Source organism: Bradyrhizobium sp. USDA 4486, from assembly GCF_054057995.1.
Genome location: NZ_JBSRZV010000001.1, coordinates 4,165,420 through 4,189,741, shown reverse-complemented (window position 1 = coordinate 4,189,741; position 24,322 = coordinate 4,165,420). Strand labels below are relative to the sequence as shown.

The 24,322-nt window shown below is 58.6% G+C and carries 15 protein-coding genes, 2 pseudogenes and 1 other annotated feature; of the genes and pseudogenes, 9 read left to right on the top strand and 8 right to left on the bottom strand.

Features of this window, described 5'->3' with window-relative positions:
• Positions 1 to 53: 53 nt before the first annotated feature.
• Together ACVWY3_RS20360 and ACVWY3_RS20355 are read right to left on the bottom strand one after the other, a co-directional pair.
• A pseudogene (locus tag ACVWY3_RS20360) lies at positions 54 to 905 on the bottom strand (IS5 family transposase); the annotation flags it as partial.
• A gap of 168 nt (positions 906 to 1,073) precedes the next feature.
• A complete protein-coding gene (locus ACVWY3_RS20355) occupies positions 1,074 to 2,522 on the bottom strand; it encodes a hypothetical protein (protein WP_456840076.1) in 1,449 nt (482 codons plus the stop codon).
• 659 nt (positions 2,523 to 3,181) lie between these two features.
• Between ACVWY3_RS20355 and ACVWY3_RS20350 the strand changes: the two genes are divergently transcribed.
• The 3 genes from ACVWY3_RS20350 (at position 3,182) to ACVWY3_RS20340 (ending at position 7,280) form a co-directional block, all read left to right on the top strand.
• A complete protein-coding gene (locus ACVWY3_RS20350) occupies positions 3,182 to 3,556 on the top strand; it encodes a hypothetical protein (protein WP_456840075.1) in 375 nt (124 codons plus the stop codon).
• Positions 3,557 to 4,851: 1,295 nt separating this feature from the next.
• Positions 4,852 to 6,657, top strand: a complete 1,806-nt coding sequence (locus ACVWY3_RS20345; protein WP_456840074.1) for an HAD-IIIC family phosphatase — start codon at positions 4,852 to 4,854, stop codon at positions 6,655 to 6,657.
• 242 nt (positions 6,658 to 6,899) lie between these two features.
• Entirely contained in the window at positions 6,900 to 7,280 is a 381-nt protein-coding gene (locus ACVWY3_RS20340; RefSeq protein ID WP_456840073.1) for an IS4/Tn5 family transposase DNA-binding protein, read from the top strand.
• Between the two features lie 950 nt (positions 7,281 to 8,230).
• Here ACVWY3_RS20340 and ACVWY3_RS20335 read toward each other — a convergent pair.
• From ACVWY3_RS20335 to ACVWY3_RS20315, 5 genes are all read right to left on the bottom strand, one after another.
• On the bottom strand, positions 8,231 to 9,748 hold the full coding sequence (locus ACVWY3_RS20335; protein WP_456840072.1) for a lipopolysaccharide biosynthesis protein: 1,518 nt from the start codon (positions 9,746 to 9,748) through the stop codon (positions 8,231 to 8,233).
• Complete coding sequence (locus ACVWY3_RS20330) at positions 9,714 to 10,868, bottom strand: glycosyltransferase family 4 protein (RefSeq protein ID WP_456840071.1); 1,155 nt, start codon at positions 10,866 to 10,868, stop codon at positions 9,714 to 9,716. Before ACVWY3_RS20330 ends, ACVWY3_RS20335 begins: the two co-directional genes overlap by 35 nt.
• Positions 10,865 to 12,364: an O-antigen ligase family protein gene (locus ACVWY3_RS20325; RefSeq protein WP_456840070.1), complete on the bottom strand. Its 1,500-nt coding sequence runs from the start codon at positions 12,362 to 12,364 to the stop codon at positions 10,865 to 10,867. The genes ACVWY3_RS20330 and ACVWY3_RS20325 overlap by 4 nt, the downstream gene beginning before the upstream one ends.
• A gap of 337 nt (positions 12,365 to 12,701) precedes the next feature.
• Positions 12,702 to 12,800 (bottom strand) — a sequence feature (16S ribosomal RNA rRNA prediction is too short).
• Positions 12,801 to 13,490: 690 nt separating this feature from the next.
• Complete coding sequence (locus ACVWY3_RS20320; protein ID WP_456840069.1) at positions 13,491 to 14,525, bottom strand: lipid II:glycine glycyltransferase FemX; 1,035 nt, start codon at positions 14,523 to 14,525, stop codon at positions 13,491 to 13,493.
• A 50-nt stretch (positions 14,526 to 14,575) separates the two neighbouring features.
• The gene (locus ACVWY3_RS20315; protein ID WP_456840068.1) at positions 14,576 to 15,295 is read right to left on the bottom strand and encodes a sugar transferase; all 720 of its coding nucleotides are present in this window, start codon (positions 15,293 to 15,295) and stop codon (positions 14,576 to 14,578) included.
• A gap of 325 nt (positions 15,296 to 15,620) precedes the next feature.
• On the opposite strand from ACVWY3_RS20315, the gene ACVWY3_RS20310 reads away from it, so the two are divergent.
• Positions 15,621 to 16,898 carry a glycosyltransferase family 4 protein gene (locus tag ACVWY3_RS20310; protein WP_456840067.1) on the top strand — a complete coding sequence of 426 codons (1,278 nt, stop codon included), beginning with the start codon at positions 15,621 to 15,623 and terminating at the stop codon, positions 16,896 to 16,898.
• Positions 16,899 to 17,547: 649 nt separating this feature from the next.
• Positions 17,548 to 19,047, top strand: a complete 1,500-nt coding sequence (locus ACVWY3_RS20305; RefSeq protein ID WP_456840066.1) for a GumC family protein — start codon at positions 17,548 to 17,550, stop codon at positions 19,045 to 19,047.
• Positions 19,048 to 19,354: 307 nt separating this feature from the next.
• On the opposite strand, the pseudogene ACVWY3_RS20300 reads toward ACVWY3_RS20305, so the two are convergent.
• Positions 19,355 to 19,757: pseudogene (locus tag ACVWY3_RS20300) on the bottom strand (transposase domain-containing protein); the annotation flags it as partial.
• Between the two features lie 712 nt (positions 19,758 to 20,469).
• On the opposite strand from ACVWY3_RS20300, the gene ACVWY3_RS20295 reads away from it, so the two are divergent.
• Genes ACVWY3_RS20295 through ACVWY3_RS20280 form a run of 4 tightly spaced genes read left to right on the top strand, consistent with a single transcriptional unit; the run spans position 20,470 to position 24,266 of the window.
• On the top strand, positions 20,470 to 21,639 hold the full coding sequence (locus ACVWY3_RS20295; RefSeq protein WP_456840065.1) for a Gfo/Idh/MocA family protein: 1,170 nt from the start codon (positions 20,470 to 20,472) through the stop codon (positions 21,637 to 21,639).
• Positions 21,626 to 22,285, top strand: a complete 660-nt coding sequence (locus ACVWY3_RS20290) for a sugar transferase (protein WP_456840064.1) — start codon at positions 21,626 to 21,628, stop codon at positions 22,283 to 22,285. Before ACVWY3_RS20295 ends, ACVWY3_RS20290 begins: the two co-directional genes overlap by 14 nt.
• A gap of 34 nt (positions 22,286 to 22,319) precedes the next feature.
• Positions 22,320 to 23,456, top strand: coding sequence for a DegT/DnrJ/EryC1/StrS family aminotransferase (locus tag ACVWY3_RS20285; RefSeq protein WP_456840063.1), 1,137 nt, complete (start codon positions 22,320 to 22,322; stop codon positions 23,454 to 23,456).
• Positions 23,457 to 23,516: 60 nt separating this feature from the next.
• Positions 23,517 to 24,266, top strand: a complete 750-nt coding sequence (locus tag ACVWY3_RS20280; protein ID WP_456840062.1) for a hypothetical protein — start codon at positions 23,517 to 23,519, stop codon at positions 24,264 to 24,266.
• Positions 24,267 to 24,322: the final 56 nt, after the last annotated feature.

Genomic DNA, 24,322 nt, shown 5'->3' with positions numbered 1-24,322 from the left:
TGTCGGGGTTCTATGTTGCCGTTGAGAGCGGCGGGCGTGGTCCATGCCATTAACTCGCAAGGCGCGGCTGCTTTGCCCTTGCCGATGCACTCCGCCTCCGGGGCGTGGAAGGAATAAAGCTTGAAGCCGCGCCGGCGCTGCTGCTGCGAGCGGATCTGCGAGGCCCGGCTGAGCGGGAGGGCGAACGTGTTCTCAAGCACAGCCTGTCCTTCGATCTTGCGGCGGATAGTGCGGATGATCCGGCCCAGTCGGCTGCGCAGGATGCGCAACTGCCACCGATGCCGCTTGAATTGCTTGGCATGGGCGTAGCGTCCCGCCATCATCCGCCGCGATCTTGGCAATGCGAAGATAGGACTGCCGCAGCTTGATCCGGTGCTTCCGCGCCAGACGGTTGAGCCCCTTGATCGCTGCGAAGAGCTTGGCATCGGTCGGGAAGGTGATCGCCTTCGGCTGCACGGTGGTATCGACTGTGACCCGCTGAGGTCCTGGCTGCGTAACGCGCCGGCCTCGTGTGCCACCCGCAAGCTCTCGGCCAGCAACAGCTCCAGGTTGTCGCCGAGCCGCTTGCGCCAATGGCTCAGGTCCGAGCGCTCGTGCGGGAATGCGTGCTGGAAGAACTCTTCGCCGGTGAAGTACTGGAAATAGGGGTCGTGGACCCAGCGCTCGCACACCCCCTCGTCGGACAGCCCGTAAATGTGCTTGAGCAGCAACAGCCCGATCATGAAGCGGGTCGCGATTCCGGGCCGGCCGTTCTCGCTGTAGAGCGGCGCGATCTCGCCGTCGATCCAGTCCCAATCGACCTTGCCGGCGAGCTGAACCAGCTCGTGCTTCATGTTGATGATTTGGTCCAGCCTGGCCCGGAACAGATCGCCCGATCCCGTCGTCCTGTGCTTCTTCGGTCGCATCGCCACCTCCGATGCGACGACGGAATCATGGTTGGCGATTCGACGGAATCCTGAAAATAAACTTGCAAGGTTCCGACGCCCGAAGCATCAAACCCCTGCAAACGCAAAACAGTCCACAACGACAAAATGCGATTCTAGCTCAATCGCTTAGCCACTCTTCACGGACGACTATCGACGCAGCGAATCGGACCGCTCCTTCGCTTCCTTGATTCCGCCGGCAAGAGCCCTGGCGTAGAGATCAAGTGCCCTCTTTGTATCGCCGCGCGTGCCGTAAGCTCCCCATTTGGAAAGATTGAGCGGGTCATAGGTTTCTGCAAGCGTGAAGGTTGCCAGGGCATCGCCCATTTCGGCGGCGCGCTCAAGCACGGTTCGCGCTGAAACGATGTCACCACGCCCGAGCAGCACATTCGCGCGCGCCAGCAATCTCGCGACTTCCGCAGCATTCTTAGGGTCTGCCTGCGGATCCGCTCCCACATCTGCGATGGCGACCTGCCCGGCAGCTACTGGCTTTGCCCCGACCTCGCTTTGCGTGTCGATCCGATCGGTGGCCGCGATGGAGGGCGCGACCACGTTCTCTTTGGTCCGCGCCAAGGCATCGCGCTCTAGCTGAGCCACCTTGTCACGCTCCCGTTGCAGCGATTGGCGCAGTTCCGCCGAACCGCTCTCAGCGACCTGCTTGACCCGGCTGGCTTCGGCGTTCGCCTCGATCGCTAGGGCCGTTTGCGTCTCGACGTTGCGCCGTGTCGCGGAAAGCTCCCGCGCCAGCGCCTCCGTCCGCTCACGTTCCTGCTCGAGAGACTTTTGCAAATCCCTGCCGCGTTCCGTTGCGTCCTTGAGCTCTGCCGCCTGATCGCTCGCCTGAGGCACTTGAGTTTCATAGGCGTATATCTTGCTTCGCGCCATCGAGAGCTCCTGTGCCAGAGCCTCGGCCTTATCGTGCTCCTGCTGGAGCAATTGCCTCTGCTCGGCGGAGCCTTTTTCCGTCACCTGCTTCAGCTGCGCGGCTTCCTCGCCCGCCTTGGCTACCAGCGCGGTCTGCGTCTCGACATCGCGCCGCGCTGCGGCAAGGTCCTGCTCCAGCTTACTCGCCCGGTCGTGCTCCTCCTGCAGGGATGTTCGCAAATCCTCCGTGGTCTTCTTCAGTTGGGTTGCTTCGGTGCCTGCCTTGGCTGCCAGCGCGGTCTGCGTTTCGACATCGCGACGTGCGGTCGCGAGGTCTTGTTCCAGCTTGCTCGCCCGGTCGTGCTCCAGCCGGAGGGATTTTTGCAAATCCAGCGAGCCAGATTCCGCAGTCTTCTTCAATTGGATTGCTTCGCCGCTTGCCTTGGCTGCCAGCGCGGTCTGCGTTTCGACATCGCGCCGCGCGGTCGCGAGGTCTTGTTCCAGCTTGCTTGCCCGGTCGCGCTCCTGCTGCAGGGATTTTTGCAACTCCGCAAAAGCTGCGTTCGCCGGCTGTTTTATCGGGTTGGCCTCGTCAACTGTCCTCGCCGGCGTGGTCCGGTCGGGCTCCTCTCGGAGGGACTGAGCCACCAGAATGCCGAGGTTCCACGTTGCCGCGAGGACGGCTGCAGCGACCCACACCGTCCTGAACGCGGCTCCCTTCCACTTCCTCCGCATGGCGATAGGCCAATCTTGATCAGTCGCAACCTTACCGAACCCTAATCCTCGCAAATACGGCCTCGGCTAACTCTTTGGGATAAGGTGCCGGCGATAAAGAGGGCGTCCTTGAGCATGGGCCGGTCATGGCCACAACGAGTGGCGCAACACTTAGATCCTAGCATATTCGCAGATTGCGATCGGCGATGCCCTTGACCTGCTCGGACCCTACTCGCGGACGCGGGCGCGGACAGCACACCGGCCATGAAGCCTGAGATGACACAGCAGAGTCTTAGTTGTCGCCTTGGACGTGCCGGCGACCGCCTGCGCCGAACCCACCTAATCTGAGTTCGAGGAAGCATTGAGCCTGTCATGGGCGTCCGTAGCGAACCCTCGATAAGCCGGAACTAATGTTGATTGGATCGGCAACACTGATCCGCTGCTGGTGGCGGTACAGGAGTTCCTGACGTGCGAACCTAGAGGCATATCGTGTTCTTGCAACCGTCCTCCTTCATTGTACAGTCGGCGGGCAACAGCGATCGGGGGCGCGCGAACTTCTGCTAATCGGATGGTCCGGCCGTGCTCCGGCCCTGCCAGCACGAGAAGTTGGCAAGGAGGCGGTCAAGACGAGGAGCGCGCGCTATGCCGCCGCCGGATTGCCGGTGCGGGGGCAGGATGCGGTGTCCGAGAGCACCGACATTATTCTTCGTCACGCCGAAGCCGGCGAAGCCGCTGTCGACGCGGGCGCCGGCCGAAGACGCAGCCCTGATGGAGCTCGCGTGATGGCCGCGACCAAGCTCAGCGCCCGCGCCAAGCGGATTGTCGCCGCCGGCAAGCTGGCTTACGGCGAAAAGCGCTGGCAGTCGCCGCTCGCGAGGGCCGCGGGTCTTTCGCCGGCGTTACTGCAGAAGATCGGCGACGGCAGCCGTTCCGTCACCGACGAGGTCGAAGACCAGATTGTCGCCGCGCTACTGGACGAGGTGGCACGTCTGGAAGGCGCCGCGCTCAAATTGTCCGAACTAACCCGCCGGATTCTGGCAGCCAGGAAGAAGTGAGATGAGCGCGAAGAGCATTTGAGAGAGCGTATCCGTCGGGCGGCCACCGTCAAGAGACAAAGAACCCGTGGGGCGCCCTCGAGAGTTTCCAGGAGGCCGGCCGGCACGACAACGGCGGCGGCATCTACAGCGCGACCTACCCAGCTGCCGGTCGGCCCTCGCGGAGGCCGCTGCCGCGATCAACACCCGGGAGATCATGGTTTCCACGGAGTGGCCGCGGACAAGGACTACCGATGGACCAGATCGTGACCCGCGACGAGCTCGTCGCCACGCCGACCCGTCATCGCTGGCGCGAAGTGGCGCCTGAGATCTACAACATCGCTGCGGTCCTTGGGCACCGACCTGATCAAAGAGGAGGTCTTGGGCCGGTTCGATCTGGACGGCCGGCAAGCAGTTCCTGCGCATCGCCCCGCACGATCGCTAGGCCTCCACGGGCGCGGAGGCTTCCGCCAGCCTTGTCTCAAACGCATCGGCCAAAGGGCCGGCGACGGCCACGCCCATTTTTCCTCTGGCGATGGCAGGCGAGGATCCTTCTCGATCTGATACGCGGTTGATGGACTGAGCGACGCCTAGGCAGCGGGCACTTGCGGGCCATCGGACTGATAGTACTATGAGAGCTTCATCTGGTGATCATTGATGTGTCGGCCGGGCACGCAAGTGTTTCCTTTTGGCTGAAGAACCACTTGTATAACCGGCTAGCCGCGATCACCAGTCGGCGCGGTCCCCTCTGGATTGCGCCGACGCCGGGCTCGTAACTCCGGCCGGGCTACGCCCTCCCTGCGTCACAAGCCGGCGAAGCTCTCTCATACCGATTGACGCTACGCTTCCACCCTAATTGCCGCGGGCAACTGGTGCCCAGTTCTTACAGACTCGCGCTCCGCACATCCCTGATGACGAGGCAAGAACGTCCGTTGGATTACTCCATAATAGGAGTCTCCCAGTCCGCCCTTTTTTTCGCGAATGCCGCATCATGCAGGCACTGATCGCCGACGGTCTATGTCAAAAGGCCAACAACCTTTCGTGTGGCCACCGCCTATCATTCTGCGGGGCGAAGACAAGCCCAAGGTCGAGAGTCTTGGGTGCTCTGGATCGGCAGCTCGCGGTATGGCTGCGAAAGGGCGGCCGTTTTTCGGGGACGGCGGCAAATAATGCCCTGAAAGGTCCAACTACGTGCGTTGCAGCTGGGCAGAAACACTCTCGATCGCGATCTAAACAAGATCCACACCGTTGCTTCCTGGGGAAGGGCGATCGCACTGCAGATTCAACCAATTCATGGCCATCCAGGAGATATTGGCGTGAACCTTCGGAACATAAAGCTGATTATCTGGGACTTGGATGAAACCCTTTGGCAGGGCTCGCTCAGCGAGGAGGGTGTCCACGCCATCGAGGACAATATCAAGCTGGTGATCGATCTCTCGAAGCGAGGAATCGTCAACTCGATCTGCTCGAAGAACGATCTCGAGCCGGCGATGCGCAAGTTAGCGGATCACGGCTTGAGCGACTATTTCGTCTTCTGCTCGATCGACTGGACGCCAAAGGGAGAGAGAATCAAGATGATCGTCGATAACATGGGCCTCCGCTACGAGAATGTGCTGTTCGTCGACGACAACATCTCCAACTTGAAGGAGGCGGAGTTCTACTGTTCCGGGCTGATGACCGGCTTGCCCTCGATCATCACTGACCTGAGGGACAATGTGAGTCGGCTCGGGAAGGATGACAGTGCGCTGGAGCGCCTGCGCCAGTATCAGCAGCTCGAGGACAAGCACGTCAAGAAGGCCGCCTATTCCTCGAACGAGGAGTTCCTATTCGATAGCGCGATCCGGGTGAATATCTGCCGGGACGTGATTCGGAACGAGAAGCGGCTCTACGAGCTGATTATGAGGACAAACCAGCTAAACTTCACCAAGAAGAGGGAAACGCTCGAGGATTTCCAGAGACTTCTGAGGTCAGCCGATGTCGACAGCGGGTATGTGACGGTCATCGACAAGTACGGTGACTACGGCATCGTCGGATTTTTCGCGGTCGAGAACGACGCGCTCGTTCATTTCGCATTCTCATGCCGGACGATCGGCATGGGCATCGAGCAGTTCGTTTACGATGAGCTGAACTGTCCCTCCATTGAGATCGCGGGTCCTGTGTCGGCCACCATCCTCCGCGGCGAGCGTCCCGGCTGGATCAACCATGAAAAGGGCGCGACGGAGGAACGCGATCAGAGCGATGCGATCGATATTCGGGTCCTGTTCAAGGGACCTTGCGACTTGCAGTCGATCGTTCAGCTAATGAACGTCGACAACATCGACACCGAGCTCGTGCATGTGGACGACAAGGGGCGCCAGATCGAGATTCAGTGTGCGACGCAGAACGTCGTCAATTCCTGCACCTTGACCAAGCGCGATTTGGGCTATCTGCGCGACGTGATGCCGTTCTTCGAGGACGAGGTCTTCGACACCGCCATCTTCGACAGCAAATATAATGTGGTTGTAATTTCCCTTCTCGCCGACTTTAATTTCGGCGTCTATGAGCATCGAACCAAGAAGCTAAGGATCGCGCTCGGCCAGAATTACAAGGACATCACGGACCCGAAGAATTGGCAGGACTATATCGACGGTCGGATCTACAACGGCAATTACGATCTGACTGTGGGCCAACTGAGCCGCTTCGCGGAGGACTTCGCGAAGATCGACTATGGCATCGACGATATCATCGACAACGTCCGGTTTATCCGGAGCAGGATGAGGCCTCACGCCAAGCTGGTCATCCTTCTCGGCTCGGAGCGTGAGATCGAGAAATACAATGTCGGAAACTATCTCGGTAGGGCCAAGGCGCACAAGGTGACAAACGAGGCGCTCAAGGACCGCTTTAAGGATGACAAATCCATCATCTTCATCGAGCCCTCGAAGTACATCTACGGGGAGGATGACTATGTCGATCACATCAATCATTACTCGAAGCGGGTGATGTTCAATCTGGCCAAGGAGATATCGGGCACGCTGAACAATTTCGGCGTCACCGCGCGAACGCGATCTTGGGCTGAGGTCATTGCAAATAAAATCCTTAAGAAGGTTCGCAGCAACTTGCCTTGGCTCAGTCAGGCGAACTGACGATCTCACAGGAGCGCGGATGTCCCGACGCTTTCGACATCCGAACTCCGGCGGCTGCGAGGTCATGCACAAGGTCCCATGAGTAACTCATCTGGGCGCGCAATCAGGGTATCCGTCCGGTGAAGCTTTCACTACCATCCCATAACCTGGACCACTCGGCTGATCCGCTGATCGGCGAAATCTTGAATCGAAAGAATCACTTGTGATTCCTTTCTGAGCACCTGATTGGCGAAGGGTGCTCTATGCGGCTGACATTGAGGGATCGATCGGCAAAAGGCTGTTTGCGGTCCTTGGAAGGTGAATGCTGGATTGATCGAGAGAGTAGTGGATGCGAGTTTAGGGATGCGCGGCTCGGCGACAGATCCCGCAACCTGCTCTCGCAGATTGGAAGCGCCATGGGACAAAGCATTCCGCTCGTCTGCCAGGATTGGGCGAATACCAAGGCAGCTTACCGCTTCTTCTCTAATGAGGGGTCAGCGAAGCGGACATTCTGGCCGGCCATTTTCAATCGACACGCGATCGTGCCACCGCCACTGAAGGTCTCGTTCTTGTGCTGCACGATACAACCGAGTTCAGCTATCAACGCGAGAAGTCACAAGCGATCGGCATCACCAAGAGCATAAACAGTGGACGGGATAAGGCAGGTCGCCTCAGATCGCACACGGCTTGCGGCATCCTTGATGCATTCGAGCCTCGCGGTTACAATCGAGGGGGTGCCGCTGGGGTTGGCGGCCGTTAAGTTCTGGACCCGGAAGAAATTCAAGGGGACGGCAGCGCTTAAAAAGAAGATCAATCCGACCCGGATTCCCATCGAGAAAAAAGGAAAGTGTCCCGTGCTTGGAAAATCCCAAGCAGTCCACGCAACTCTTGGATCATCCGGAACGATGCATCCATATTGGTGATCGCGAGAGTGACATGCTCGGCCACGGCACAGTCTAACCGTGCTGAGCTCCCACCGATGACGACAGTGCCACCTCGCCAATTCGAGAACCGAGCAGTCGCTTGAGAACGATTTCTGATGTTAGGCCATACTGAAATGACCACGCTGATTGCCCTATCGCCTCTCCGGCCAAAACGAGCTAACCAAGGGCCTCGCGCTGGAGGTCGTCGTCGAGTAGTAGCTCGGCCATTTGGTTTGCCCTCACAGGTCGGGACGGGCGGCTTTCTTCCACCTAACAACGATTGCTTCCGTCTCGAGCCCTGGTGCCATCTGGACCGCCTGCAATCCCTTCAGGATGCGCGAAAGACGATAAGGCCCGTCGCCCACCTGTGCTGGTCATCGGTCTGGACGGGAATTGCAGCCGCGGCGGTGGATCAGGCACAGCGCTTCGTTTAAGGCCGCCTGCGGAGCCGCAAGAAACAAGAGAAGAGCGGCATAGAGCCTCCATAGCGAATCAGATGCCCAGCAAGAAATCAGAGGTGATTCTTTCGGCTCAAGATCTCGCCGATCGGCGAGTGGTCCGACCTATTGCTAATTAAAAGCCTCCCCGCAGGGTTACGAGTAGTCGGCTACCGAAGACGATCCAGATCGATCAGGCGAGTTCGTGTCCTGGCGCCAGCATTTCAAGTGTTGCTAAGCCGCTTCTTCACTCGCGCCGCTAACGACAGATATCACGGAGAGATGGACCTTTGTGAGCACGAACCCAAGCAGCACGGTCGTCACATAAGCCGAAGACTTCGCCACGAGTCGCAGAAAAACGGATGTGTCTAGCTCGGACGAGACGATGTGAGCGGCGAGCACACCGACCGCGATCACAAAGGTGACTTTCAAGGTCTGACCCATCGGTACCAATTTAGCGATGCCGGTTCCGAGCGCCTTGGCGGCTTTGGTCAACGACCACCACTCCCAAAGAACGAGACTACCGATGCTTCCTGCAACCGCACCGGCAAGGCCGAATAACTGGAGACCAAGGATGCTCAAGGCAATTGACAGCAAAAGTGATATCGCGCCGACAGTCGCGGCCTGCCGGCCGAATCCAAGCGCCCAAAGCAGGTGGCCGGCCCCGAAAACAGTTGCGATCTCTCCCAACGAATAAATTTGCATGAGCGGAACTGCCCCGAGATACTCGCGTGTATAGATCAGTTCCACAAGGTCTTCCGCGGTCGCTATCAGCAACCCGTAGAGTGGCGGCAGCACGCATCCCAGCAGCAGATACGCTTTCGATACCAGCTTGCGGGCGCCATCAATGTTGCCATCGGCCACCAGGGAACTGAAATTGGGCAGAAGCGCATAACCCAGAGGCGTTCGGGTCAAGTTTCCGAGGAGTTTGACCACTGATGCAATCGAGATGAGTGCAAAGGCCGAGCTCGAAAAGTTAGCTGCCACGACCCATTGATCGGACTGCGCGCGCAAAGCGAAAAAACCGCTGGCCATCGCAAAGGGCAGCGAGTACTTCAATTGCGCGCGGACCAACTGGCCGTCGAAACCGAGACCCCGTTCCTGGGCGGCAAACAGGGCATAGAAGACCGCGAGCCCGACCTTCAATATGGCCAGGCCCCACATCACCACCAGAAGCCACCCGACATCGCCAGATGCGACTGCCGCACCTGCCAATGCCGCTGCCCTGATTATCGCAAACCCGATCGTTGCGCAGCCCCCCCACTCAGCCTTTCCGTCCGCCGTCGGCAAGACATCAAGAATCGACGCCAATATCCAGGTACCGACGAAAATCTGAACGAGGGGCGAGTAACGCTGTAGGCCTCCAATCGAACCAATGGGCATCAGCTCTAAAAGCAGAATCGAGAGCCCCCCAAGAGCGAAGAGACTTGCGAACGTATTGCCCACGAGCTTTGGGCGGGTTCCGGGAGCGGCGCGCGGCAGGAAATAGAATAGGGACTGCGGGAGGAATAGGGGGAAGAGGATCAACCCCGTTTGGGCGACCAGCCACATCAGGCGGTAGTCCCCAAACTCCTGCGTGGTCAGGTAGCGGACCAGGATGACAGGCACCACCAACTGCAGAGCATACTCGAGCAGCCCTGCAGCCGCGAGAAATCCCGCCTTACGGCGAATCCCCGATCTCACGCCGCGTCCGCGCGCCTCCTCTGTGCGGCCTCCTTCAGCAGCTGTGGCGGTTTGCTCGACGCGCGTCATTTTTTGCTCGGCGAACCACTCCCTCGATTGCTGCGACGTAGGGCTTCAGCACCACGTCATCGCCATGCTTCCGGTTCATATAGCTCCTGCATCGCGCTGACACCTTTTGCCATTCCATTTCATCGGTGATCAAGCGCTCCGCAACGCAAGCCATCTCATCGATGGACCGGAGCGAGGCACCCAGGCCTTCGCGACTGATAAGTCCATCAGGATCAAAAAATGATATTACCGGAATGCCGCGACTCCAGGACTGAAGAAAGGTATTGGGAAAACCTTCCGTGGCGGAGGTATTGACGAAGACCTTGGCGCGGTCATAGAGGTCACCTACGTCGTGATAAGCCACGCGACCGTAAAACGTCAGGTTCGGCAGTCTCTTCGCGGCGGCCTCGATCCTGTTGTACAGATCGGAAAAGCCCGGTTGTGGACCACCGACCATGTGAATATGCCGTGAAGGCATGTGACGCGCCAACTCGACCGCGAGTTCGGGTCGCTTGAAGGCACTCAGGTTACTGACCCAAAGAATTTCCAAGTCGCGCTTCTCACGATCCAGCTGCCGACCCGGAGGATCCACCAGCGGGTCTGCGACCACGCTGGTCACCTCGTAATTTTTCATGAGCGCGCGTTGCTGGCCCGCGTGCTGGCAAAGGATAGCATGAGCGTGTCTCAATCCATATTTGTACAGTTGTTTGTCTCGCGTATAGCGAATGAACAGTCGTTTAGGATCGGCATCGGTGTCGTGTGCCAATCGGTGTATGAAGCCACGTCCATGCCGGCGGCAGAACATCGCCACCAAGCCAACGTGCATGCCCGCACAACTCGTGTAGTAAACGTCGGCATCGGCCCTCCTCAAGGCCGCCCACGTTGCGGTCCAACGGGGATAAAAAAAACGAAATACCGGAAGACCCACATCCGGACGATACGCCTTGTAGGTCGTGACGCCGTGCCAGACCGCTGCGTCTGGCTGACCGTAATCCCCGACGACCATGGAAATCTGGTATCCGCGGGCAACGAGTGCTTTCGCGAGCAACGTCTGTTGTAACTGCGCCCCGCCATTGCCATGGTGGTTGTATTCGCGGGCAAGGACCGGAAGATTTTCGAAACCGACGAAACACACCTTCATGGCTGCGGTCTCGTGTTGGAACGCGTTGACTGGGCCTGGCCGAGGGCGAGCCCGTAACACAGCCATAGGGCAGTCTGCGGGGGAGTCGGCGTGAATCGATCATTTGTGAGTCCCTGAACTGCAAGGAACAACAGGCAAACGATGCAGCCTTCAAAGACACCTCGCCATTGCGGATCGATGTGGTGCTTGGATAAATCCCTAAACATTGTCCAGACAGACCAGAAGAAAGCCGCCGCAACCACGATACCCAGTATCCCCAGGTCAAGGGCGACGTCCAGATAAGCACTATGGGCTTGGCCGACCGGGAGCATGTTACCACGGAGGTTCGGGGTCGCCCACAGCGTCGAATGGAGGCCATGACCAATGATAGGCGCCTCCCAAAAAGTACCTATCAATGGGCGCCAGATTTGGTCGAGCCGACCAGCGGTAATCGCCTGCTCGTCCCCGGTTGCCAAGCCGGTCGATGCCCGTTCAAAGAACGCGTCGGGCAATAGCAATGCAACCGCGGCGATTGCAGACAGCACAAGCAAGAACCGCCCCATGCTTCGCTGCTTCCAAACGAAATAGCCTAATATGATGCCAATCCCCACGAAGGCGGCGCGCGAGAAAGTCAACGCGGCCATCGTTGCCGCAGCACCGGCGCATGCCAGTAGTATTGCTCGCGGCCAAGGTGCAGAGGTGGCTAGCGCGGTGAAGAGGAGGATCGCGAGCCCAATATTGGCCAGCTCGCCCACATCGTTGGCATGCAATCCTGTCCAATTTAGAAATTCTCGGTCGCCGGCAGCTAGGCCCTGCAGGCTGGTGCCATTGATAACCAGATAACCGGCAATCACGAAGAAAAAGGTAACATAAGCGGATGCTAGAGCCCAGATTACAGAGCGTCCATTGCCGTTTCGGGAAAGAACCGCCGCCAGCCACGCCACGGCGAGGATCATCAATGGCTTGAAAAAAGCGTCAAGCAAATATGTGGTTTTTGTCAAGGGTTCAGAGTGAGGAAGGACTCTTGCGCCTTCGACCGAACCGGCGCCCACATACGCGCCAACTCCCATGACGGCGACATAAACCCAGAATGCGGTTGGCAAACTGACGAAGCGAATGTCCTCTCGCCTGAATGCGGAAGCCGCAAACAAGGACAAGAGCGTCAGCACAAATAAGATATTGAATGGGTTCAGTCCGATCACCCCGAAAAGTTCGCGTGGAACGAGGTGGGTCGAGGCGAATGGCAACAGTAATGTGAGCAGCCAAATGCCATTCCGGTAGTTAGCAAAAATAATTAGTGCGAATACAAAGGAGCAATAGAGAAGAGCGCAGGCAAGCTCGCCGAGAAATGCTATCACGCAACCGATCAGCGCGGCGGAAATGCCAAGGAACATTAGAGTTAGAACTTTAATCCTCGATTGAGAGGCATAGTCGAGCGTCGAATTCGTTGACATTGGTTGGTTTACCGACATCCCAGGTATGCCGACTGGTTTCGGCTTGGCAAAATTGTCCTGCAAGTATGTGCTCGCTGTTGCAGGTATGTGCTCGCTGTTGCAGGTATGTGCTCACTTCGCCCGAATTGATGATCGGGCGCTGTGCCGAACCGGAGTACCGATAGGCGGCAAGTGCAATAACGGGCGACAGCCAATGGCGTCCAAGCATAACGCTCCGATCATCGCGGTCAACTCCACCACGACTTCGCCAAATATTCCAACAAATAGAACCATGAGCGAAGCGCGCGGGTACTCCCGCCTGTGTACCCCAGAGGAGCGTAGGTGATAATCCGGTTTCTTCAGCAGCGCGCGGCCAAATCGGTCATTTCGACTGAACGCACGATGACCGTCTTGCGGCTTCACTTCCGGGCCAGTGAGCCGGCTCGCCACTGGTGTTCTTGCGAATATCTACGAAAGTCAGCTCTACACTCGTAGTTTCACTCACCTCTCCCGGACTCAACATCTTCAGTATCAAAGGTACTTCCACTGAGCTAAATCGTAGCAAAAAAGTTGACGCGGATTAGACGAAACAAAGAATCGAGGGACACAGGTTGGCACAGAGTTCTAGCGCCCAATCGTTATCTTGAATGAACGCAAGATGGGGAGCCGTCAAAGAAGCAGCCAACATGGCGAATTATCGACGACGCGCAAATTCAGATCGCGAAAGATGGCCCGCCGCTCGGCGTCATCGGGCGATATTGGCGCGGTACGGAGTAATCCCTCTATAGACGGGTCATTGTCCCCTTGGAGACGCACGTTAAATTGGCGGGCGGTGCTCCAGGCCGGCAAGCTCGCGCTCGTCGAGATGCCGTTGGCTATGACGAGCTCGCAATGCCGCGAGTTGAATGGGATCGCCGAAGAGCGCAAGCGTGTGCTGATGGTCGGCATACGTTCGAGTATCACCCGGCGGTGGGTTTCATGCGCTAGATGATCGAGAGCATCTCTCTCAGCGAGCTTTACAAGGATCCGGCCGGCTTGGGCGAAGAAACCCTTCTCGGACGACCCCGTGCCCTCATACAAGCTGCCAGACGATCCTCGCGTGACGCGCGTGGGGCGTTGGGGCGGAGGCCAGGACTCGACGAGCTGCCGCAACAAGTTGAGGAGTTGCGCGTGCGCGGCCGGCGGCTGGCAATTCGGTTAAGCTGCACATTCAGCAGAACACGGCATACAAGTCGGCTCCCGCAGCCTGAGTGATCGGATCTGGCACGTTGGGATCGGTGAGCCAATATGTAAGAGAACCGAGAGTCTTGTTGACCGCCGAGGCTCGTCGATCGCGATAGCCCTCCGGCTGAAACTGCAGCCGGAAAATTCTCCGCTCGACTGTAGCGAATTTGCGCTTGAATCGCAGCAATCCGGGTTGATCGAGGTCAGATGCGCCAAAGTCGAGCAGCTTAAGGCCACGGCGCTGTCCAATTCTGATGCCTTCCCAGACAAGAAGGTCATTCGGACACAAGCCTCGTTCCAGGGAAGCGTTGAACTTATAATAAAGCGTGTCCCTGCATTCGAGGAATACAGTGGCGGCGACCGGGGATCCGTCAAGCTCGGCAAGAAGCACCGTCAGGTGACCATGTTTCGCAAACGAAGCATGGAGATTTTCAAAAAAAGCAAAGGGCTGCGGAAGGAGACGATATTTGGATTTTCGAACATGACAATGCATCTCATAGAAGACATGAAGGTCATGGAGCTCTTGGCTCGCACGGACCTTGATGCCGCTCCGTTGAGCCTTCCTGATATTCTGACGAGCCGCCCCCAAGAAGCCGCCCCATATTTCAAGCTCCGGCCGAGCGAGGTCGACACTGTGCCAAGCCGCTTCGCCGACCTTCACAAAGCGCTCATCTCTTGCGGGCAATTGGTTACTAAGACAGCGAAGCGTGATCGGAACGCCCAAGGAAATCAACGGGGCAACGAGCTCGTGCCAAGTGTCGACATCACTAACTAGTGGATCGCAATAGTCTGAGAATGGTCCGCAAACAATCCGCTCGCCCTTGAGATCGCAGAGCTGACAATACAGGATGGCGCCGTCTGCTTTGCCGTCATTCTGAATACCTTTCATAGATACCGAGACCTTGAACCCGTACGTCCGGGCTACCGCCTCCGTCCAACGCTGCGAGGAGAACAAACTGTTTAATGGATGATGCGCAATCGCGCGCCACATTTCGGCCTGTCCATCCATATCCTCAAGCATGGGTATCCTTCCCCATCCCTGCTAATTCCCCGGCTCTGCCGTTCGTCGATTCACCTGGCGGTTCTATCGAATAGAACCGCTCCAGGAGTGCGGCAAAGGATCCAAAGATCGAGCCATAGCGATCGTGATCGAGCATAGACCAGGTCCAGTGCCAGCATTTCCGGCATCGATAGCCGGTTGCGCCCATTGACTTGCCACAATCCTGTAATGCCGGGGAGACAGTCGTGCCTCTTGCGTTGCTCGGCTGTGAACAGCTCAACTTCCCACGGCAATGAGGGCCGAGGCCCGACCACTGACATGTCGCCGCGAAGCACATTGAACAATTGTGGGAGCTCATCCAAGCTGAACCGCCGAAGAAGGCGGCCCACGTTCGTAATTCGCCGGTCTGCCTCCAATTTGAAGACGCCATCGCTGGTTCCTGGTTGCCCGCCCAACAGCTCTCGGATGTTCATTTGCCGCAGAGGCGTGTCGTCAGCGTAGAGGTACATGGTTCGGAACTTGAACATTGTGAACGGTCGCTCGTTCCGGCCTATGCGGATCTGCCGAATGATGGCCGGTCCGGGGCTGCTAAGCCGGATCAGGATGGCCAATCCAATCATAGGTAGTGCACATAACAAGAGCAGGGGACAGGCGACCGCCAGGTCAAGAACGCGCTTTCCGCGTCCCTGGTTGGGCTTTGGATCTGCCGGAGCCGGCGCGTTTTGCTGTTCTTCCCGGATCGCGCCGACCCTGGACTGCGCTTCCTGATCGCTTTCGTCGAAGCCGCCCATCAGCTACACCGATCCGTCTCATCTGGCGGGCTGACTGCGCGGGTGCCAGGAGCGGCCACACGATCACTGCGCCGAGCAGGGATAATGAACTCGCATCGCCTTAATTGTAATAGCATCATGCTGGGTCGAATTGCCCTTGCGCCTTTGGCTTAATCCGGTTTGAGGAGCGCTTGCTACGCCGGAGCAGTATAAGAATTGCCGATCATCATTCTTCGGCGGCAAGGCCTGGGCATCCCGCATATCGTCCGCGACCTCGAGATTGTGCTCCTCTTTGTGAAGTCCTATACGAAACGTCGCCTGGTTTCCCCGTGACGGAGGTAAGGCAGTGGTTCTGTCGGCCAACATATCTGCGGGAGGTGATGCGGTCGGCGGGGTCCTTATCATCGTCGAAAACCTGCCGGTGCCGGCCGATGCCCGGGTCTGGCCCGAGGCCACAGCGCTGCACCAGGCTGGTTACACCGTTTCAGTCATCTGTCCGAAGGGGACGGGATATGAGAAGGCATACGAGCAGATAGACGGTGTGCATATCTACCGCCATCCACGGGGTGTGGAGGGTTCGGGCGCCGTGACTTATCTTCTCGAATATACTGTCGCCCTTTTTTGGCAATTCGTTCTGTCGTTGAAGGTGGCGCACAGGCATGGATTCGATATTCTTCATGCCTGCAATCCACCGGACTTGATTTTTTTGATCGCGATTTTTTACAAGTTCTTCTTTGGCAAGAAATTTCTGTTTGATCAGCATGATCCAGCGCCCGAACTCTATGAGGTCAAGTTCGGCGGCCAGGATTTCTTCTATCGTCTTCTGTTGCTGCTTGAACGCTGGACGTTTCGATCGGCCGACGGGAGCCTCGCGACAAACCCTACGCTGAAGCAGCAAGCCGTGCGGCGAGGCGGGATGCGGCCAGACAGAGTCTGGATCGTCAGAAGCGTCCCCGATCTTGGTCGCTTCAGGCAGGTCAAGCCCGATCTGTCAGTCAGGCGGACCTTTCGATATCTCGTCGGCTATGTGGGAATGATTGCCGAGCAGGACGGTGTAGACCTGCTGGTCAGGGCGATGGAACATATCGTCAAGCGGCTGCATCGAACAGACATCGCCTGCCTGATCATCGGCGATGGCCCGGAAGCAGGCCGCCTCAGGACGCTCACAGGTGAACTTGGGATCGCCGACAATGTCCAATTTGCAGGTTACATTTCGGGCGATGCGCTTCCCGCCAAGCTGACGGCTTGCGATATCGGCGTCGTTCCCGATCCGCCCAATGCCTGCAACGTGATCATGTCGATGATCAAGGTCTTTGAATACATGGCCATCGGGCTCCCGTTCGTCCTGTTCGACTTGGCACAGGCGAAGCGTGATGCAGGCGGCGCCGCCCTGGTCGTAGCGGAGCCGACACCGCAGGCGCTCGGCGAAAGTATCGTAGCGCTGCTTGAGGACGAGGCCGGGCGCGAGCGTATGCGGAACTACGGCAGGGAGCGCGCCCATGGCGAATTTCAGTGGGAGGTCGAAAAACGTTCCCTTCTCGCCGCCTATGCCACGTTGGCGTCGAGGCGCGCACGTGCGCCTGCGAGGAAAGCAGGGACATCAGCCGATACGGATGCTCCCTGAGAGCGGAAGCAATCAACGACTGTGCGGTGGAGTGGGTACTGCTGTGACCGATCGCTGGGTCGGCGAGAGTGTACCGGGGACCAGCCCCTGCATCGAGAGCGTAGTTTCCGGATCTTGGCTCCCGGCTGCGGTGAGACCGAGCTGCATGGGGTGCGCGCAAGGGGCTAGACCTCGCGTCGCGATCGTGGGGACGCGCGCGCGAGCAAATTGCGGTTTCGAAGACCCGGGCGCCGATCCCGAGGGTGCATTCTTGTTCGTCCAATTCAACGGGAGACTCGCGCGGCGGCCTGCCGCGCGCCAATGAGCACAGAACAGGTAGCCGAGCTGTCCTTGGCCTTGAATGAGTTGCGGAACTTCAAGGTTGAGCCATTGGGAGGGTAGCTGCCAGCCCGCGCTACAGAACGACGGCGTGGATTTTGTCTGCGCTGTCGGATGTTTTTGTCTACGCGTTTGGGGCGATACCTCTTTTCGTCTACCTCTTTCGATTCTTGTCCGCGTAGTTTTAATGCGTCGTAAATCGCATTGTCCTGTGTTAACCTCATCGAGACGCTCCGCGCGCGGACGTCTTGCTCGAGCGCAGCAGACGGCGTCCTCGGGAAGACAGAGCGAACGGGTACGAGCCGGTCCTGTTGAGAAAGCGGAGCTTTAGGTGGAGCTGCTGCTTGCTGCCAAGCTTCTGATTGCCGCACTGCGGCGCCGCAAAGTCGTGGCGCTTGCCGTCTTCCTGACGGTGTTCGCCGCGTCTCTTTCAGCCTATCAGCTTGTCGGGCGGCGTTACAACGCCGAGGCCCTGCTCCTGGTTGGCAATGGTGTCAAGGACTCAGAACCCCGCAGCGTCGTCGACGCCCGCAGCATCGTCGACCCTACCGGTATCAATTCGCTCGCCCGACTTGCGGAGACAGAAGACGTTGTGCGCGAAGCGGCGAACAAGGTAGGTCTTCAGCGCCTTTTTCCTGACCTCGACCGGATGCAACTGAACGGTGGCCGATTGATTTCGATCTTGCGCGAAGCGGCAGCTAAATTAAGTCTTGAGAGCTTGCTTCCTGCTCATCAGACCCGACGTGGGGACGGCACACTGATTTTAATGCTGCGGCGCTCCATGTCCGCACAAGCAGATGGCAAAACCGACCTTCTGAAGATTTCATTTCCTCACCGCGATCCGGTGATCGCGGCCGAGTTCGTCAATGCGCTCGCTGACGCGTTGGTCGCCAAGCAGGCTGAGCTTCTCAACGTGCCGGGCGCCTTTCAATTTTTTGACGTGCAGAGAAAACAGCTGCAGGAAGAGGTTCAGAAGGCGGCCTCTAGACTTGAGAGCTTTTCGGCTGCAGTCTCGATCTATTCCATCAACGATCAGCGTACTCTCCTTCTCAACCGTGCCGACCAACTTACCCAATCCCTCAGTTCAACGCAGGGCTCCATCGTGGAGCTGCAAGGTCGGAAGGAAGCATTGACCGAGCAGTTACTGAGGCTGAAGCCGGTCACCCAATCGCAATACGTCTCCGGGATTGTGAGTAGCTTGGGAGCAACCAACGTTGAAAGGACTGAAAGTCGTGCCAGGACGAGCCCGGCCGAGCGATCTCTCACCGAGGCTCCGCCGCTCCTTCTTGTCCGCGTCTATCAGGACACAATGGCTGCTCTTTTCAAGGTTGACGCGGATTTTGCGGGCGCAAAGAATCGCGAGGCACACTTGGGCACAGAGCTTCAGCGTATAAACGAGGAACTTGCCGCTCTCTCGTCGAGAGAGGCGGAATACAATCGGCTGAGCCGGGAACTGACGCTGGCGGTGAGCGCTGCCGAGAGTTATGCGAAGCGAACCACCGAGGAGCGGATCAACACGAGTCTTGCGAACGCACGCGTATCGGGCTTGCGAATTGCGCAATTTGCCAGCCCGCCAGCTTCTCCCGCTTTTCCCCAACTGATCATTTTCCTGGCGCTGGGCGTGGTTGGGGGGATCGTTTTGGCATCGGCTGCGGTTCTTTTGCCGGAAGCGTTGGCTAGCGTCGGCACATACGATGCCGTATCGCCCGTGTCCGCGGAAGCCGCGACAGACGTGCGGTCGCGCGTCGAAACCACGCAAAATCTCAGGTCGTTTAACCTCCATGCGCCAGCACAAGCGCTATCGGCGGTGCCACCCTCTTCGTCAACATAGTTTGCCGTATTCATTCCGCGTAAGCCGCAGGGCGGTACCCGAGCGGTTCCGGGATTGTCTTTGCAGAACCTGATAAGCTTAATCGGGTTTTCGATTCCAAACTCGGTGAACGCCTTTGACGCCGTCTTCTCTGATGCCCCCAGACTCTGATAACCTCGTCCTCGATCTCCATTTCAATCGAGATCTCGCGCAGCCGATCTTCGTCTTCACCGAGCTCTTTCGCGACCTGGGTGACGGTGGTGACGTGATGGACCTTGACGCGCGTGGTGTGCCGCTCGACCGCAGATTGCTGATGCCGGCGTCCAATCTAGGCCAGGAGCTCGCCCAGCTGATGAGCTGGGATTGCCGCGACGCGAGCAAGGACATCGGCCAGCCAGCTTGCGCATCGACGCCGTTCATTTTGACCCGTGACGATCAAGCTGTACGTGGCTGCGGCGCGCCGCCCGCCGCGATCAGTTTCGCAGAACAGCCGGGATTTTCGTCCAAGGACGATGCCTCGCAAGCCCCGTTTGGTCCGTGGACAGGCACACACGTCCTCAAGGAACGGCGTGAAGCCTCGGACATCCCTTCGGGAATAGTTGAAGACTTTGGCCAGGTCGTGTGCACGGGAGAGGTTGACCACCTGCTCCCGCATATAGAAATCAAGTGCTCGACAACTGTAGCATCTTCAGATGCTCTTCGCCGCTCCTGGCATTGATGGAGTGCTCTAGCGCCTGCGGCTGGCTATCTTCGCAGTCGCGGTATGTGAACTTCTCGCGCGCCGTCTCGATCACTTCCACTGACGCGGCGAGCATTCCAACGTCTGCATCACGTATTCGCCGAGTTTACGTAGGCGATCAGATTGGATGCGTTGGGGCTTTGCATGACGCGGCGCTTGTCAGTGTGGCCAGTCGCAATGCAGGCTTTGACGCCGCTCGGAAATCGGGATCATCGTCGTCGCAGGAGTTTAGGAACACGCCGCAGGGCTGCGGCACTACGTCCTGGTCAACTCGAAGCGAGAGCAACCGCCAAGTTCAATCGCGATGATTCCAGCTCACAGTCTTCCCGGCCTGCAACGTCTCCTCAACCAGACGAACCTTCGCGCCGCAAGTCCATCGGCGCCGACGTTCAGCGCCGACACCTTAACCTGCATGCGCCGATGACCTTAAGGCTAGAAGTCCTCAGCCCGCCGTTTATTGGTCTTTTATTGATCAGCGAAGAAGCCACCGGTTGCGACGCGGTAATTTCACGCTGCCAACTTTAGGGTTAGCCCCCAATAGTGCGCTCTACTGGGCTGGCGAGAAAGGCCAGTTGTAGTAAACGGCATTGTAGTAGTTTGTCATACACGGCGTGGAAGCGGTATTCACCTACTGCGTTCGCTTTTGATGGAACGCCCCCTGCAATTTCTGATTCGAAAAACAGTGTGAACCTAAGGAGGGGAGCATGACTCGTTCGATAGTGATGCGTTCCAAACTCGTCCCTCCCTTACTCGATACTCCGAACCAAGCCGAACACGCGGAAGTTCAGACCGCGAAAGACGGCCCGTTGCTCGCTGTCATCGGTTGCGGCTACTGGGGTGCGAAACACATCCGTGTCGCCTGCGATGTACGCGCCGCAAGGATGTCGATGGCCGCCGATCTACGCACTGACAGATTGGAATATGTCCATTCACAATATCCTTCTATCGCTGTTTCGCGTGATATCGGCGCGGTACTGAGCAATCCTTCTATAGACGGGGTCATCGTCGCCACCCCCGCGGAGACGCACTTTAAATTGGCGCGTGCGGTGCTCCAGGCCGGCAAGCATGCGCTCGTCGAGAAGCCGTTGGCCATGACGAGCGCGCAATGCCGTGAGTTGAACGCGATCGCCGAAGAGCGCAAGCGCGTGCTGATGGTCGGGCACACGTTCGAGTACCACCCAGCGGTGGGTTTCATGCGCCAGATGATCCAGAGCAGCTCTCTCGGCGAGCTTTACTACATTGATTCGCGGCGCCTGAATCTCGGTCTCTACCGACAGGACGCAAATGTCCTTTGGGACTTGGCGCCGCACGACCTCTCGATCATCTTCTTTCTCCTGGAGGACGTGGTGCAAACCATCGGCGCCTGGGGTTGCGCGCACGTTCTGCCCGACGTTGAGGACGTTGTTTACGCCAAGATGGGCTTCAAGAGCGGAGTGGCCGCTCATGTGCATGTTTCCTGGCTGGACCCGGTCAAAGTACGCCAGATCACGATCGTCGGCAGCGATGCTATGCTGGTGTTTGACGACGTGCAGCCGTCCGAGAAAGTGCGCATTTACCAGAAGCGCTTCAGGCCGCAGATCGACGGCAACTCCTACGCCGACTTTCAGTCCGCATATCATCATGGTGACGTTCGTATCCCAGCGATATCCAACAGCGAACCGTTGAAACTCGAGATACTCGACTTCGTCAACGCGATGATGACGGGAGAACGGCCGCGCGCGGACGGAATGCATGGGCTGCGCGTTGTCGAAGCGCTTGAGGCGGCATCAGCGTGCCTACGGCGCAAGCACAAACACCATAGCAACGGTAAGGATCAACTGACGTTTCGGCGGCGGAACGTGTCGGTGGGAGGTTCGAAAGGTGCTGTCACGTGAAGCCACGCGACGGAAGGCGATCCCCCAGGAATTCGGCAAACGGGCGCTCGATGTCGCGATCAGCGTTCTCGCGATCGTGGCGCTGGCCCCCGTCTTCACGGTGGTGTGGGTAGCAATCCGTCTCGACAGCCCCGGCCCTGCGATCTTTCGCCAACGCCGGATCGGGCGAGACGAGAAGCCGTTCAACTGCTTCAAATTCCGGACGCTCCGCCACAACGCCGACGAAACCATCCATCGCGAGGCGGTCCGGCGGGTTTGGGCGAAGGAACCCCTCTCGGACGATCCCGATGCCCCATACAAGCTGACAGACGATCCTCGCGTGACGCGCGTGGGGCGGTTGCTGCGGAGAACTAGCCTCGACGAGCTGCCGCAACTCCTCAACGTGTTGCGGGGCGAAATGAGCATCGTTGGTCCGCGGCCGGCGATCCCTTATGAACTCGAATACTTCCATGACTGGCACCATAAACGTCACTTTGTGAAGCCCGGAATAACTGGAGTTTGCCAGGTGCACGGCCGGGGTCGCCTCCGCCCCGAGGTGATGCTCGAGATGGATGTCGAGTATGCAATGAACTGGACCTTATGGACGGACCTGAAGTTGATTGCCCTTACGTTTCCAGCGGTGCTGCGGGGGCGCGGCGCCCGATGAGGTTCCCGAGTGACATTCTCGTGAGGTTCGAGAAATGCACATTCCGTTCGTCAATCTCAAAGCGCAATATGAGACGCTGAAGGACGAGGTGGCCGAAGCAATTCGGGGCATTCTCGAGTCCGCGCAGTTCATCGGCGGCGAGGCGGTTGCCTCCTTCGAAAGAGATTTCGCCGCGTATTGCCACGTGCGCTATGCGCGCGGTGTCGCGAGCGGCACGGACGCGCTTCATCTGGCGCTGCGGGCCTTGGGTATTAGTCATGGCGACGAGGTAATTACAACCGCCACCACCTTCATGGCCACCGCGGCTGCCATCGTTGCGACAGGAGCGCGGCCCGTGTTCGTCGATATCGATCCAGACACCTACACGATCGATCCCAGAATGATCGAGCGCGCTCTGACGGGTCATACAAGAGCGATCATCCCAGTCCACCTCTTCGGGCAGCCGGCTGACATGGATCCAATCAATGAGATCGCGCGGCGGCGCGCCCTCTATGTAGTAGAGGACGCGGCCCAGGCGCACGGCGCGGAATATCACGGGGTCCGAACTGGGGCGCTCGGCGATGTCGCATGTTTCTCGTTTTATCCGGCAAAGAATCTCGGGGCCTATGGCGACGGCGGAGCGGTCACCACCAACAGTACCGCGATCGCCGAGCGCATCGAACGACTGCGCGACCACGGTCGAACTACCCACTACACCCACGCCGAGATCGGGTTCAACAGCCGGCTCGACGCTCTCCAGGCGGCAGTTCTGCGGGTCAAGCTCCGGCGCCTCGATGAGTGGAACGCCAATCGACGGCGCGCTGCGGACTGGTATGCCGCGGAGTTGGCGCAGTCGGGGATCAAGACACCGTTCGCTCGAAAGGGGTCGATGCATGTCTATCATTTGTATGTGATCGCCACGAATGAGCGGGACGCAATGCGGAATAAGCTCGACGAGGCCGGTGTGGCGACTGGCATCCATTATCCGTTGCCGCTCCACCTGCAGCCTGCTCTCGCCCATCTCGGCTACAGGCGGGGCGACTTGCCGTGCTGCGAAGCGATGGCCGCTCGAGCATTGTCCCTGCCCATGTTCGCTGAACTCGCACGCGACCAAGTGCGCCATATCGCCGCGATTGCTCGTGCTGCGACAAAGCGGGACGGCCACACGAAATTGCGGCGAAAGTCAACCTAGTCGCGCACCGCGCTGCGCGCCGATGGTCAAGGCCCTGGCGATGAATCGAAAGGATTAGCGATGAATCGAATCAGCGCATGGGCGGTGGTAGAGACCGAGGCGATCGGCACGGCCGTGGCGATCGCCGAGTTCGCTGTGGTGCGGCCTGATGTTACGATAGGCGACCGGGTGGTTATTCATCCGCATGTCGTGATCGAGAGCGGCGCGAGAGTCGGGGACAACGTCGAGATCTTTCCCGGAGCCTATATCGGTAAGGCGCCCAAGGGAGCCGGCGCGTTGTCGCGCGCGCCGCATTTCGAGGCGTGGGTCGACATCGGCGCCGATTGTTCTATCGGACCGCACGCGGTGATCTTCTACGACGTCTCACTTGGGGCGGGGAGCCTGATCGGCGACGGCGCCTCGATCCGTGAACAATCGCGGATCGGCTCGAAGACCACCATCGGACGTTACGTCACGGTCAATTACAACACGCAAATCGGGGATCGCGTTCGGGTGCAGGATCACACCTGGCTGGCGGGCAATATGACGATCGAAGACGACGTGTTCATCTCGGGCTGTGTCGGCACTTCGAACGACAATGCGATCGGTCGCCACGGCTACTGCGGTTCGACTATGCTGGGGCCCAATATCGCACGCGGCGCGGCTATCGGAGTGGGAGCCAACCTACTGCCAGGCGTCAGAATCGGCATTGGCGCAGTTGTCGGCGCTGGCGCGGTGGTGACGAAGGACGTGCCCGACGGTGCGCTCGTGATGGGTGTCCCGGCAGAGATCCGACGACGGATCAAAGCGACTACCGGCGCAGTGGAGTGAACACTTATCGTGAGGAGCGTCTTTGTCACCAACATGTATCGGCGCCTAATTGAGCG